We start from the raw sequence: 11,920 nt of genomic DNA on the forward strand, positions 1-11,920 counted from the left end.
CGGCGGGGGAGTGTGGGGACGGTGCGGGCGTGGACGTGATGCCGCTGTTGCTGCTGGTCGCGGGGAGTGCGGGGGTCGCCGGGTTGGCGCGGCGGACACCGGTGCCGGCGCCGCTGCTGCTGGTCGCCGTGGGCCTCGGCGCCGCATACATCCCGGGTATTCCGGACTACACCCTCAATCCGCACATCGTGCTGCCCCTGCTGCTGCCCCCGCTGCTGCACACCGCCGCCCTGGACAGCTCCTACCTGGACCTGCGGGCCAACCTGCGGCCGGTGGCACTGCTCTCGATCGGCTACGTGCTGTTCGCGACGCTGGCCGTCGGGTACGCGGCGTACCTGGTCATCCCGGACCTGCCGCTGACCGCCGCGCTCGTGCTGGGCGCCGTCGTCGCCCCGCCGGACGCCGTCGCGGCCACCGCGATCGCCCGCAGACTGGGCCTGCCGCACCGGATCACGACGATCCTCCAGGGCGAATCGCTGGTCAACGACGCCACCGCGATCACCGCGTACAAGGTGGCGCTGGGCGCCGCCGTAGGAGTCAGCGCCACCTGGGGTCAGGGCTTCAAGGAGTTCGCCGTGGCGTCCCTGGGCGGCATCGGGATCGGCGTCGTGCTGATGGTGCCGCTGCACTGGCTCCGTTGCCGGCTGCGGGAATCGGCGCTCCTGGAGAACACCCTCTCGCTGCTCATCCCGTTCACCGCGTACGCCGCCGCCGAGCAGGTCGGGGCCTCCGGGGTGCTGGCCGTCGTGGTCGTCGGCCTGTACCTGGGGCACCGCTCCTGGCAGGTCGACTTCGAGACCCGGCTCCAGGAGGAGGCGGTCTGGAAGATGGTCTCCTTCGTGCTGGAGTCCGCGGTCTTCGCGCTGATCGGGCTCCAGCTGCCGGTGGTGCTGCGCGGCCTGGGCGAGTTCAGTACGGCTCAGGCCCTCGGGTACGGGGCGGTGGTGTTCGGCGTCGTGGTGCTGGCGCGCTTCGTGTGGGTCTTCCCCGCGACGTACCTGCCGCGGCTGCTGTCGGCCCGGATCCGGACCCGCGAACCGGACACGACCTGGAACGCGCCGGTCATCGTCGGCTGGGCCGGGATGCGCGGGGTGGTCTCGCTGGCCATCGCCTTCTCCATCCCCGCGACGGTGCACGGCGGCGGCCCCTTCCCGGCCCGCAACCTCGTGCTCTTCCTGACCTTCACCACCGTCATCGGCACGCTGGTCGTCCAGGGGCTGACACTGCCGCCGCTGATCCGGGCGCTGCGGCTGCCCGGCCGGGACGCCCAGGCCGAGACGCTGGCCGAGGCGCAGGCCCAGAACGAGGCGTCCCGGGCCGCCGAGGCCCGGCTCGACACCCTGCTCCAGGACGAGCGCAACGCCCTGCCCGGGCCGCTCGCCGACCGGCTGCGCACGGTCCTGGAGCGGCGCCGCAACGCGGTGTGGGAGCGGCTGGGCGCGGTGAACGAGGTGACCGGGGAGTCCGCCGACGACACCTACCGAAGGCTGGCCCGGGAGATGATCGACGCCGAGCGGCGGGTCTTCGTGGAGCTGCGGGACGCGCGCCGGATCGACGACGAGATGATGCGGACGCTGCTGCGCCGACTGGACCTGGAGGAGGCGGCGGCCTACCGGGAGGCCGCGTCCTAGCGACCCCTGGCCTGTCGGGTGGGCCTACCCGGCGTCGGTGCCGGCCTCGGTGCCGGTGATGACGGCGGCGACGGTGCTGCCGGGCGGGAAGGCGTCCCGCTCGGCCAGGGCGGTCAGGGCGAACAGCAGCTTGGCGACGTAGACCCGCTCGACGGGCAGGCCGTGCCGCTGCTCGAAGGCGTCGGCGAACGCGTCCAGTTCGGGGGTGCGGCGGGCGTAGCCACCGAAGTGGAAGTCCTCCGCCAGCGACCAGTCGCCGCGGACGCCGCCGAAGGCCGCGCGCTGGAGGTCGGCGACCGTCCCGTGGAGGAAGTGCGGGCTGCCGCCCTTGAGGACCGGGACGCCCAGCGCGCGCTGGCCGGGGCCGAGGCCGGCGGCGAGCCCGGCCAGGGTGCCGCCGGTGCCGCAGGCCACCGCGACCGTGTCGGCCCGCCCGCGCAGCTCCCGGCCCAGCTCCGTGCAGCCCTGCGCGGCGAGGGAGTTGCTGCCGCCCTCCGGTATGACCCGGAAGGCGCCGAACCGGTCGCGGAGGGCGCCGAGGACCTCCGGGTCTGACGTGCGGCGGTAGGTGGCCCGGTCGACGAAGTGCAGCGTCATCCCGTCGGCGGCACAACGGGCCAGGGACCAGTTGAGCGGGGCGCCGGCCAACTCGTCGCCGCGGACCACGCCGATGGTGCGGAAGCCGAGCAGCCGGCCGGCGGCGGCCGTGGCCCGCAGGTGGTTGGAGTACGCGCCGCCGAAGGTGAGCAGCGCGCGGTCGCCCGCTTCGGCCGCGGCCCGCAGATTGGGGGCCAGCTTGCGCCACTTGTTGCCCGGGAGGGTGGGGTGTATGAGGTCGTCCCGTTTGAGGACGAGGCGGACACCGCGGCGGGCGAACCGCTCGTCGTCGACGGACTGGAGGGGAGAGGGGAGGCGGGGGCGGAGCGCCTGGGGGCCGGGGCTGTTCATGGGAGCGGAGAGAGGAGGGGGAGGGGACGGGGACGGGGGTGCGGTGCGGGGGTGGTCGTCAGCTGTGCAGGAAGCTGTCGCCGTGGGTGCTGATATGGGCTTCGAGGGCGGTGAGCGCGCTCTGGGTGGCGTCGGGGGAGCCGCTGCCGCGACGCTCGGCGTAGTAGGCGGCGCCGAGCTTCCTCAGGAGGTCGTTTCCGGCTCGCTGCTGCTGCAACTCGTCGACCTTCTGCTTGCCTTGGGCCAGTCCCTGCTTGGCCTGCTCCTTGGCGCGGTCGAGAAACCCTGTCATTGCTGCCTCCCTGGCGGGTGGGTCGGTGGACCCGGTTGGTGTCGGTTGTGTAAGGGATCAACGGCGGGGACGGCCGTCGGGTTCCCGTGCCAGGCTGGGGGATGTGGGCGAGGAACGCGACGTGGGTGGGCCGGTTGGCGCATCCGGGGCGGACGCCGGCCGGGCCGTCCGGGGGACGTACCGGGAGCGGGCGTCGCGGCTGCCGGGGGCGGTGCTGTGGACCACCACCACGGTGCCGGGGGCGGGACCGGTGCTGCCCGACGGCTGCACCGACCTGATCTGGAGCGCGGGACGGCTCCTGGTGGCCGGGCCGGACACCGGGCCGCAGGCGCCGGACGCCGCGGTGCCGGCCGGGACGCGCTGGGCGGGGCTGCGGTTCGCACCGGGGCAGGGGCCGGCGGTCTTCGGGGTGCCGGCACACGAACTGCGCGACCGGCGGGTGCCGTTGGAGGACCTGTGGGGCGCCCGGCGGGCCCGGGAACTGGCGGAGCGGGCGGCCGCCGGCGGCCCGGGGGCGGTGCTGGAGGAGGCCGCGCGGGACCGGCTGCGGGCGGCCGGCCGGTGGTCCGGCGCGCCGGACGGTGCGGTGCCCGGGCGGGACGGCCGGACCGCGGCGATCGTCTCCGGGCTCGGGCGCGGCCGGCCGGTGGCGGAGGTGGCCCAGCTGGCCGGGATGGGCGAGCGGCAGCTGCACCGGCACAGCCTGGCGGTGTTCGGGTACGGGCCGAAGACGTTGGGCCGGGTGCTGCGGCTGGTGCGGGCGTTGGACCTGGCCCGTGCCGGCGTCCCGTACGCGGAGGTCGCGGCGCGGGCCGGCTACGCGGACCAGGCCCATCTGGCGCGCGAGGTGAAGTCACTCGCGGGGGCTCCGATGGGGGCGCTGCTCCGCGCGGGTTAGCGTGTCCGGTATGGACTACCAGGCCGTTCTTGAGGAGGTGGCGGCCTATGCGAGGCCGTTCGTGGGGCGCGGGCACGTCGCCGACTACATTCCGGCGTTGGCACGGGTGTCCCCGGACCGCTTCGGGATCGCCGTCGCGGACATCAACGGCGAGGTGTACGGGACCGGCGACTGGGAGGTCCCGTTCTCCATACAGTCGATCTCCAAGGCGTTCTCGCTGGCGTTGGTGATGGCCGGGTCCCACGGGGACGACGACATCTGGCAGCGGGTCGGGCGGGAACCCTCGGGGACGCCGTTCAACTCCCTGGTGCAGCTGGAGTGGGAGAACGGCATTCCGCGGAATCCTTTCATCAACGCCGGGGCGCTGGTGGTGACGGACCGGCTGCTGACGATGACCGGTGACGCCAGCACCTCGATGCTGGAGTTCCTCCAGGACGAGAGCGGGAATCCGGAGCTGGCGTTCGACCAGGCGGTGGCCGGTTCGGAGGCCGACCACGGGGACCGGAACGCGGCGCTGGCGCACTTCATGGCCTCGTTCGGGAATCTGGAGAATCCCGTGCCGAGCGTGATCGAGCACTACTTCTGGCAGTGCTCGATCGAGATGTCGTGCCGGGACCTGGCGGTGGCCGGCGGGTTCCTGGCCCGGCACGGGCTGCGGGCCGGCGGAAGCCGACTGCTGGAGGCGCGCGAGGCCAAGCGGATCAACGCGGTGATGCTGACCTGCGGGACGTACGACGCGGCGGGGGAGTTCGCGTACCGGGTGGGCCTGCCGGCGAAGAGCGGGGTGGGCGGCGGCATCGTGGCCGTCGTGCCGGGGCGGTGCACGCTGTGCGTGTGGAGTCCGGGGCTGGACGCGCGGGGGAACTCCGTGGCGGGCATGGCGGCGCTGGACCAGTTCACGACGCTCACCGGGTGGTCGATCTTCTAGGGCCGGTCCGACCCTGATCCACCGGGCAGGGCCCGGCCGGGTGACTGGCGTTGTGGGGTCGGGAGCGGCGGCGCATGGTGGGCGGTAGGAGGTGCACCTGCCATGGAGCATGAGATGCGCGCGGAGTATGCGGAGGGCGTGCTGCCGCACGAGGACACGCCGGTCAAGAAGTGGCACATGACCCGGGTGGGCGCGACCATCGCGATGTGCGGCCAGCCGCTGGCCCCGGCCGCCGCCACCCAATCGGCCGGTACGTGGGGGACGGACGCGGCGCAGCCGTTCTGCCGCACCTGCGGCGTGATGTACCTGGAGGAGCATCCGCAGGACATCGAATGAATTGAATGAATCGAATGGATTGAACGAATTGAACGAGGCGGCGGGCGTTGGAGGACGACCCGGTCCGGCCGGTGCGGCGCCGGTCGCGCGGACCGGTCGCACGGTCTGAACCGGCCGGACCGGCCCGATCAGCCGGACCGGCCGGATCAGTCGGACCGCTAGGGCAGCGGGGCGAAGAGGTCCACGCCGTGGCCGTCGGGGTCCTGGACGACGGCGTAGCGCTGGCCCCAGACGGCGTCCCAGGGGGCCTTCTCACCGGCGTAACCGGCGGTGGTGAGGTCCGCGTACACCGCGTCGACATGGGCGGCGTCCGCACAGGCGAAGGCCAGGCCGGTGGGGGTGCCGGCCCGGGGCGGCGTCCAGTCGGGGGTGAGGGAGCGGGCGACCTCGTGGGTGTCCCACATCAGGCGGAGGCCGCCGGGAAGTTGCGCCTCGGCGTGCGGGGCGGTGTCGGAACCGTCGGGAACGGTGAGGCCCAGGCGGCGGTAGAACGCCAAGGAGGCGGCCAGGTCGGCCACGACCAGGCCGATCGCGTCGAGGCGGGGTACGGGTGGGGTGCTCATGACGGCGAGCGTAGGAGCGGTGGGCGGGCGCCGTCTTGAAGGAATCGGACGCCGACCCGGACCGGCCGTCAGGGGACGCGGACGACCTGGCCGGCGTAGGAGAGGTTGCCGCCGAAGGCGAAGAGCAGGACCGGGGCGCCGACCGGGACCTCGCGGCGTTCGACCAGCTTGGCGAGGGCGAGCGGCACGGAGGCGGCGGAGGTGTTGCCGGAGTCGACGACGTCGCGGGCGATGACCGCGTTGACCGCGCCGAGGCGTTCCGCGACCGGTTCGATGATCCGCAGGTTGGCCTGGTGGAGGACGACGCCGGCCAGCTCCTCGGGGCGGAGACCGGCCCGCTCGCAGACCTGCCGGGCGATGGCGGGGAGCTGGGTGGTGGCCCAGCGGTAGACGGTCTGGCCCTCCTGGGCGAAGCGGGCCGGGTTGCCCTCGATGCGGACCGCGTTGCCCATCTCGGGGACCGAGCCCCACAGGACCGGGCTGATCCGGGCCTCCGGGGAGGCGGTGACCACCGCGGCCGCGGCGCCGTCGCCGACCAGGACGCAGGTGGAGCGGTCGGTCCAGTCGACCACGTCGGTGAACTTCTCCGCGCCGATGACCAGGGCACGGGTCGCCGAGCCGGCCCGGATGGCGTGGTCGGCGGTGGCCAGGGCGTGGGTGAAGCCCGCGCAGACGACGTTGAGGTCCATCGTGGCGGGGGAGGCCAGGCCCAGCCGGGCCGCGACCCGGGCCGCGGTGTTGGGGCTGCGGTCGGTGGCGGTGCAGGTGGCGACCAGCACCAGGTCGATGTCCTCGGTGGCCAGACCGGCGGCGGCCAGCGCCTTCCCGGCGGCCTCCGCGGCCATCGCGTCCACCGTCTCCTCCGGCGCCGCGATGTGCCGGGTGCGGATGCCGACGCGACTGCGGATCCAGGCGTCGTCGGTGTCGACGATCCCGGCGAGGTCGTCGTTGGTCAGCACACGAGAGGGCTGGTAATGGCCGAGGGCCAGGATGCGCGACCCGGTCATGGGATCCCCTGCGGTACGTGGAGCGGGCGGTGTCCGCACAGTCTCGCCGGTCGGCGGCGCCGGACGGCTGTGCGAATCACCAACGTTCAGCGGCCAGAACTAGAGGCTTCCGACGCGTGTCGGCCCCGGCGGCGCGGTGCGCGGCCGGGGCCGGTGCGGACGGGGAGCGGCTCAGACCAGGGCGCGGAAGCGCCGCAGACGGAGGCTGTTGCCGACGACGAAGACCGAGGAGAACGCCATCGCGGCGCCGGCGATCATCGGGTTGAGCAGGCCCGCGGCGGCCAGCGGGAGCGCGGCGACGTTGTAGCCGAACGCCCAGAACAGGTTGGTGCGGATGGTGCCGAGGGTGGCCCGGGCGAGCCGGATGGCGTCCGCCGCGGTACGCAGGTCGCCGCGGACGAGGGTGAGGTCACCGGCCTCGATGGCGGCGTCGGTGCCGGTGCCCATCGCCAGGCCCAGGTCGGCGCGGGCCAGCGCGGCCGCGTCATTGACCCCGTCGCCGACCATGGCGACCGAGCGGCCCTCCGCCTGGAGGCGTTCGATGACGGCGACCTTGTCCTCGGGCAGGACCTCGGCGATCACCTCGTCGATGCCGACCTCCGCGGCGACCGACTCGGCCACCGCGCGGTTGTCGCCGGTCAGCAGGACCGGGGTCAGCCCCAGCGCGCGCAGCCGGCGGACCGCCTCGGCACTGGTGGGCTTGACCGCGTCGGAGACCACCAGGACGGCGCGGGCCGCGCCGTCCCAGCCGACCGTGACCGCGGTGTGCCCGGCCCGCTCGGCCGCGTCCTTGGCGGCGGCCAGCGCGGACGGCAGCTGCTGGCCGCGGTCGTTCAGCAGCCGCTCCCGGCCGACCAGGACGGCGTGCCCCTCGACGGAGCCGCGCACGCCGAGACCGGGGACGTTCGCGAAGCCCTCGGGGACCGGCAGGGTGCCGGTGGGCTCGGCCTCCTGGGCGGCGGTGGCGACGGCCCGGGCGATGGGGTGCTCGGAGGAGTGCTCCAGCGCACCGGCCAGGCGCAGCGCCTGTGCACGGGTCACCCCGTCGGCCAGGTGGACGTCGGTCAGGGTCATCACTCCGGTGGTGACGGTGCCGGTCTTGTCCAGGACGACGGTGTCGACGGTGCGGGTGGTCTCCAGGACCTCGGGCCCCTTGAGCAGGATGCCGAGCTGGGCGCCGCGGCCGGTGCCGACCATCAGGGCGGTCGGGGTCGCCAGACCGAGCGCGCACGGGCAGGCGATGATCAGCACGGCGACCGCGGCGGTGAACGCGGCGACCGCGCCGTGGCCGGTGCCGAACCAGAAGCCGAGGGTGGCCAGGGCGAGCGCGATGACGACCGGGACGAAGACCGCGGAGATCTTGTCGGCGAGCCGCTGGGCGGCCGCCTTGCCGTTCTGGGCGTGCTCCACCAGCTTGGCCATCCGGGCGAGCTGGGTGTCCGCGCCGACCCGGGTGGCCTCGACGACCAGCCGGCCGCCCGCGTTGACGGTGGCGCCGGTGACGGTGTCGCCGGGGGCGACCTCCACGGGGACGGACTCGCCGGTGAGCATCGAGGCGTCCACGGCGGACGAGCCCTCCACCACCCGGCCGTCGGTGGCGATCTTCTCCCCGGGGCGGACGACGAAGCGGTCCCCCGCGCGCAGCTCGCCGACCGGGATCCGGACCTCCTGGCCGCCGCGCAGCACCGCCACGTCCTTGGCGCCCAGTTCCAGCAGGGCGCGCAGGGCCGCACCGGCCTTCCGCTTGGCACGGGCCTCGAAGTACCGGCCGGCCAGGATGAAGGTGGTGACGCCGGCCGCGGCCTCCAGGTAGAGGGCGCCGCTGCCGCCGGTGCGGGCGATGGTCAGCTCGAAGGGGTGGGTCATCCCGGGCATCCCGGCCGTACCGAAGAACAGCGCCCACAGCGACCAGCCGAAGGCGGCGAGGGTGCCCATGGAGATCAGGGTGTCCATGGTGGCCGCGCCGTGCCGCAGGTTGGTCCAGGCGGCCCGGTGGAACGGCCATGCCCCGTAGGCCACCACCGGGGCGGCCAGGGTCAGGGACAGCCACTGCCAGTTGGTGAACTGGAGGACCGGGACCATCGCCATCAGGATCACCGGGACGGAGAGCGCCAGGGAGATGAGCAGACGCTGCCGGAGGGCGGCGAGCGGACCGTCGACGACACCGTCCGCGCCCGGGGCCGGGCCGCCGGCGGCGTCGTCGGCGGGCGGTTCCGGGGCGGGGGGTTCGGGCAGCGTGGCGGTGTAGCCGGTCTTCTCCACGGTGGCGATCAGGTCGGCGGTCGCCACGCCGCTGCCCTCGGCGAGCGTCACCTGCGCCTTCTCGGTGGCGTAGTTGACGGTGGCGGTGACCCCGTCCATGCGGTTGAGCTTCTTCTCGACGCGGGCCGCGCACGAGGCGCAGGTCATACCGCCGATCTCCAGCTCGACCACGGGCCCATCGATCGCGGTGGTCATGACGGCTGCTCCTCCTGTTCGCGGGGCCGTGTGGCACCGGGGGCGGCCGGCGTCCCGTCCACTCTCCGCCGACCCCGCAAACACTTTACCCCCCTGGGGTATTCCCCGGGTCGGGCGCCGCCGTGGCGTCCGGTTCGGCGGCTCCGGCGGCCCGCAGCGCCCGGCCGCCCAGCGCCCGCAGGTACCCGGTCAGCTCGGCCGGTTCGTGCACCGTGAACTCCCGGCCCAGCAACGCCAGCCGCAGCGCCAGCCACTCCAGCGATTCGGGCGCGCTGCGCCAGCGGCAGCTGCCCTCGTCGAGCGGTTCGACCTCGCCCGCCGCCCGGCCGCCGAGCCGGCCGGCCATCTCCTCGGCCGGCCCGTACACCGTCGCCACCGCCCGGTAGGTGACCGCCATCCCGCGCATCCGCTCCCGGACGTACGCCCCGGCGTCCGCGGCCGGCAGCTCGCGCGGCGCGGTCCGCACGCCGGTGGCGAACGGCTCGCTCAGCCGGTCCACCCGGAAGATCCGCCAGTCGTCGCGGTCGTTGTCGAACGCCACCAGGTACCAGCGGCGGCCCGCGGCGACCAGTCGGTGCGGCTCCACCAGGCGCCGGCTGAGGTCCCCCGCACCGGCGCGGTAGCGAAAGCGCACCCGCTCGTGGTTGGCGATCGCCGCGGCCAGCACCGCCAGGTGCTCCGGATCGACGGTCGGGCCGTCGCCGGCCGGCATCGGGACGGTGGCGGTGCCCAGCGTGCCCACCCGCCGCCGTAGCCGGGCCGGGAGCACCTGCTCCAGCTTGGCCAGCGCCCGGACCGACGCCTCCTCGATGCCCGCGATGGTGTGCCCGGCGGTCGAGCGCAGGCCCACCGCGATGGCCACCGCCTCCTCGTCGTCCAGCAGCAGCGGCGGCATGGCGGTGCCCGCGGCCAGCCGGTAGCCGCCCTCCGCGCCCATCGTGGCGTGCACCGGATAGCCGAGCTCGCGCAGTCGCTCGACGTCGCGGCGAATGGTCCGGGTGGTGACCCGCAGCCGGTCGGCCAGCTCCCGGCCGGGCCACTCGCGGGGCGTCTGGAGCAGCGACAGCAAGTTCAGCAGACGTGCCGATGTCTCACTCATGGGGACGATGATGGCGCAGGAAGTAGGACGGAAACTGTCCTAGACGGGGCTTAGTGTCGAGGACGTCCGGGACGGTACGCACCGCCAACGCAGCGGGGGCCCCCGGCACGTCCCTTCCGCTCGTTCACGGCACCGCCAGGAGTTCCGCATGACCCCGCCCGATCCGACCCCCGCCGCGCCGGCCGATCCGACCCCCGCCGCGCCGGCCGGCGACGGACCCCCGTCCGCCGACCGGAGACGGTGGATAGCCCTCGCCGTCGTCCTGACCGCGAGCTTCATGGACCTGGTCGACGCGACCATCGTCAACATTGCGCTGCCCAGCATCCGACAGGACACCGGCGCCGGGTTCGGCGCTCTCCAGTGGGTCACCGCCGGCTATGCCCTGGCCTTCGCCATCGGCCTGATCACCGGCGGCCGGCTCGGCGACATCCACGGCCGCAAGAAGCTCTTCCTGCTCGGGATGGGCGGCTTCACCGTCGCCTCCGCGCTGTGCGGGCTGGCCGCGGACCCGGCGATGCTGGTCGCCGCGCGGGTGTTGCAGGGCGCGACGGCGTCGCTGATGGTGCCGCAGGTGCTGGCGATCATCCACGTCAGCTTCCCGGCCCACGAGCGCGGCAAGGTCTTCGGGATGTTCGGCGCGGTGGTCGGCCTCGGCGCGGTCTGCGGCCCGCTGATCGGCGCCCTGCTCACCCAGGGGAACCTCTTCGGCCTGGAATGGCGGCCGATCTTCCTGATCAACCTCCCCGTCGGCGTCCTCGGGATCCTCTTCGGCCGCCGCTTCCTGACCGAGTCCCGCTCGGACACCGCGCTCCGCCTCGACCTGGTCGGCACCGCGCTGCTCACCCTCGGCCTGCTGCTGGTGCTCTACCCGCTCACCCACGGCCGCGAGGCCGGCTGGCCCGTCTGGGGCTTCGTCGCCATGGCGGCCGGGCCGCTGGTCCTCGCCGGGTTCGTCCGCTACGAGCAGTTCAAGGCCCGCAAGGACGGCTCGCCGCTGGTCGAGCTCTCGCTGTTCCGGATCAAGACCTTCGCCGCCGGCGTCGGCGTCCAGCTCACCTTCGGCGTGGTGAGCGGCCTGTTCTTCCTCATCTGGACGCTGTACATGCAGCTCGGGCTGGGCTGGGGGCCGCTGCACGCCGGGCTGACCGGCCTGCCGTTCTCGCTGGCCTGCTCCGCCGCGGCCGGACTGTCCGTCCAGAAGCTGGTGCCCCGTTTCGGCCGCGCGGTGCTCCAGGCCGGCGCACTGATCATGCTCGGCGGCACCCTGCTCTACCTCTGGCAGGCCGACCACTACGGCACCGCGATGCAGTCCTGGCAGATGGCCCCGGCGATGGTCCTGATGGGGGCCGGGATGGGCCTGATCATCGCGCCGATCACCGATGCGGTGCTCTCCGAGGTGCCGGTCGGGCACTCCGGTTCGGCCTCCGGCATCTTCAACACCACCGGTCAGGTGGGCATGGCACTGGGCCTGGCGCTGTCGTCGGTGGCGTTCTTCGGCGCGGTGGACGGCCCGGGCGGCGCCGGCTTCGTGGCCGCCACCACGCACGCCCTGTGGTGGATCGCCGGCGGGCTGGTGCTCGTCCTCGGCCTGCTGTTCCGGCTGCCCCGGCGGGCCCGGGTGCAGAGCCTGCCCCAGGAGGAGCCCGCGGCGCCCGAGCGGGCCGCGGCGGACCAGCCGGCGCTCGTCCCCTGACCGGCGCGCGGAGCGCACGCCCGGGGCGCGCGGGCAAATGGACGGCACGGCTCCGACCACGGCGCGGT

11 protein-coding genes are annotated in these 11,920 nt (G+C 74.2%); 5 read left to right on the plus strand and 6 right to left on the minus strand.

Annotated features, from left to right (window positions below):
• Positions 1 to 38: 38 nt before the first annotated feature.
• A complete protein-coding gene (locus ACFVT2_RS10100) occupies positions 39 to 1,631 on the plus strand; it encodes a Na+/H+ antiporter (RefSeq protein ID WP_390014954.1) in 1,593 nt (530 codons plus the stop codon).
• Between the two features lie 24 nt (positions 1,632 to 1,655).
• Here ACFVT2_RS10100 and ACFVT2_RS10105 read toward each other — a convergent pair whose 3' ends face one another.
• Both ACFVT2_RS10105 and ACFVT2_RS10110 read right to left on the minus strand, forming a co-directional pair.
• A complete protein-coding gene (locus ACFVT2_RS10105; RefSeq protein ID WP_390014592.1) occupies positions 1,656 to 2,579 on the minus strand; it encodes a 1-aminocyclopropane-1-carboxylate deaminase/D-cysteine desulfhydrase in 924 nt (307 codons plus the stop codon).
• Positions 2,580 to 2,637: 58 nt separating this feature from the next.
• Positions 2,638 to 2,871, minus strand: coding sequence for a hypothetical protein (locus ACFVT2_RS10110; protein ID WP_390014595.1), 234 nt, complete (start codon positions 2,869 to 2,871; stop codon positions 2,638 to 2,640).
• A 121-nt stretch (positions 2,872 to 2,992) separates the two neighbouring features.
• Here ACFVT2_RS10110 and ACFVT2_RS10115 point away from each other — a divergent pair, with 121 nt between their 5' ends.
• From ACFVT2_RS10115 to ACFVT2_RS10125, 3 genes are all read left to right on the plus strand, one after another.
• Positions 2,993 to 3,769: a helix-turn-helix domain-containing protein gene (locus ACFVT2_RS10115; RefSeq protein WP_390014598.1), complete on the plus strand. Its 777-nt coding sequence runs from the start codon at positions 2,993 to 2,995 to the stop codon at positions 3,767 to 3,769.
• Between the two features lie 10 nt (positions 3,770 to 3,779).
• Positions 3,780 to 4,697: a glutaminase gene (locus tag ACFVT2_RS10120; protein ID WP_390014600.1), complete on the plus strand. Its 918-nt coding sequence runs from the start codon at positions 3,780 to 3,782 to the stop codon at positions 4,695 to 4,697.
• Positions 4,698 to 4,799: 102 nt separating this feature from the next.
• Positions 4,800 to 5,033 carry a hypothetical protein gene (locus tag ACFVT2_RS10125; RefSeq protein ID WP_390014602.1) on the plus strand — a complete coding sequence of 78 codons (234 nt, stop codon included), beginning with the start codon at positions 4,800 to 4,802 and terminating at the stop codon, positions 5,031 to 5,033.
• Positions 5,034 to 5,191: 158 nt separating this feature from the next.
• Here ACFVT2_RS10125 and ACFVT2_RS10130 read toward each other — a convergent pair whose 3' ends face one another.
• From ACFVT2_RS10130 to ACFVT2_RS10145, 4 genes are all read right to left on the minus strand, one after another.
• Positions 5,192 to 5,596, minus strand: a complete 405-nt coding sequence (locus tag ACFVT2_RS10130) for a VOC family protein (protein ID WP_390014604.1) — start codon at positions 5,594 to 5,596, stop codon at positions 5,192 to 5,194.
• Between the two features lie 68 nt (positions 5,597 to 5,664).
• The gene (locus tag ACFVT2_RS10135) at positions 5,665 to 6,603 is read right to left on the minus strand and encodes a beta-ketoacyl-ACP synthase III (RefSeq protein WP_390014606.1); all 939 of its coding nucleotides are present in this window, start codon (positions 6,601 to 6,603) and stop codon (positions 5,665 to 5,667) included.
• Positions 6,604 to 6,774: 171 nt separating this feature from the next.
• On the minus strand, positions 6,775 to 9,060 hold the full coding sequence (locus ACFVT2_RS10140; RefSeq protein ID WP_390014609.1) for a heavy metal translocating P-type ATPase: 2,286 nt from the start codon (positions 9,058 to 9,060) through the stop codon (positions 6,775 to 6,777).
• An 85-nt stretch (positions 9,061 to 9,145) separates the two neighbouring features.
• Complete coding sequence (locus ACFVT2_RS10145; RefSeq protein ID WP_390014612.1) at positions 9,146 to 10,159, minus strand: helix-turn-helix transcriptional regulator; 1,014 nt, start codon at positions 10,157 to 10,159, stop codon at positions 9,146 to 9,148.
• A gap of 148 nt (positions 10,160 to 10,307) precedes the next feature.
• Here ACFVT2_RS10145 and ACFVT2_RS10150 point away from each other — a divergent pair, with 148 nt between their 5' ends.
• The gene (locus tag ACFVT2_RS10150; RefSeq protein WP_390014614.1) at positions 10,308 to 11,852 is read left to right on the plus strand and encodes an MFS transporter; all 1,545 of its coding nucleotides are present in this window, start codon (positions 10,308 to 10,310) and stop codon (positions 11,850 to 11,852) included.
• Positions 11,853 to 11,920 lie beyond the last annotated feature (68 nt).

It is taken from the genome of Streptomyces sp. NPDC058000 (genome assembly GCF_042886435.1).
In the GTDB taxonomy this organism is placed as follows: Bacteria; Actinomycetota; Actinomycetes; order Streptomycetales; family Streptomycetaceae; genus Streptomyces.

What these genes read in the sequence shown, in the direction of transcription:
- ACFVT2_RS10100 (WP_390014954.1), top strand. Translation starts at nt 39, where the DNA reads ATGCCGCTGTTGCTGCTGGTCGCGGGGAGTGCGGGGGTCGCCGGGTTG.
- ACFVT2_RS10105 (WP_390014592.1), bottom strand. Translation starts at nt 2,579, where the DNA reads ATGAACAGCCCCGGCCCCCAGGCGCTCCGCCCCCGCCTCCCCTCTCCC.
- ACFVT2_RS10110 (WP_390014595.1), bottom strand. Translation starts at nt 2,871, where the DNA reads ATGACAGGGTTTCTCGACCGCGCCAAGGAGCAGGCCAAGCAGGGACTG.
- ACFVT2_RS10120 (WP_390014600.1), top strand. Translation starts at nt 3,780, where the DNA reads ATGGACTACCAGGCCGTTCTTGAGGAGGTGGCGGCCTATGCGAGGCCG.
- ACFVT2_RS10125 (WP_390014602.1), top strand. Translation starts at nt 4,800, where the DNA reads ATGGAGCATGAGATGCGCGCGGAGTATGCGGAGGGCGTGCTGCCGCAC.
- ACFVT2_RS10130 (WP_390014604.1), bottom strand. Translation starts at nt 5,596, where the DNA reads ATGAGCACCCCACCCGTACCCCGCCTCGACGCGATCGGCCTGGTCGTG.
- ACFVT2_RS10135 (WP_390014606.1), bottom strand. Translation starts at nt 6,603, where the DNA reads ATGACCGGGTCGCGCATCCTGGCCCTCGGCCATTACCAGCCCTCTCGT.
- ACFVT2_RS10140 (WP_390014609.1), bottom strand. Translation starts at nt 9,060, where the DNA reads ATGACCACCGCGATCGATGGGCCCGTGGTCGAGCTGGAGATCGGCGGT.
- ACFVT2_RS10145 (WP_390014612.1), bottom strand. Translation starts at nt 10,159, where the DNA reads ATGAGTGAGACATCGGCACGTCTGCTGAACTTGCTGTCGCTGCTCCAG.
- ACFVT2_RS10150 (WP_390014614.1), top strand. Translation starts at nt 10,308, where the DNA reads ATGACCCCGCCCGATCCGACCCCCGCCGCGCCGGCCGATCCGACCCCC.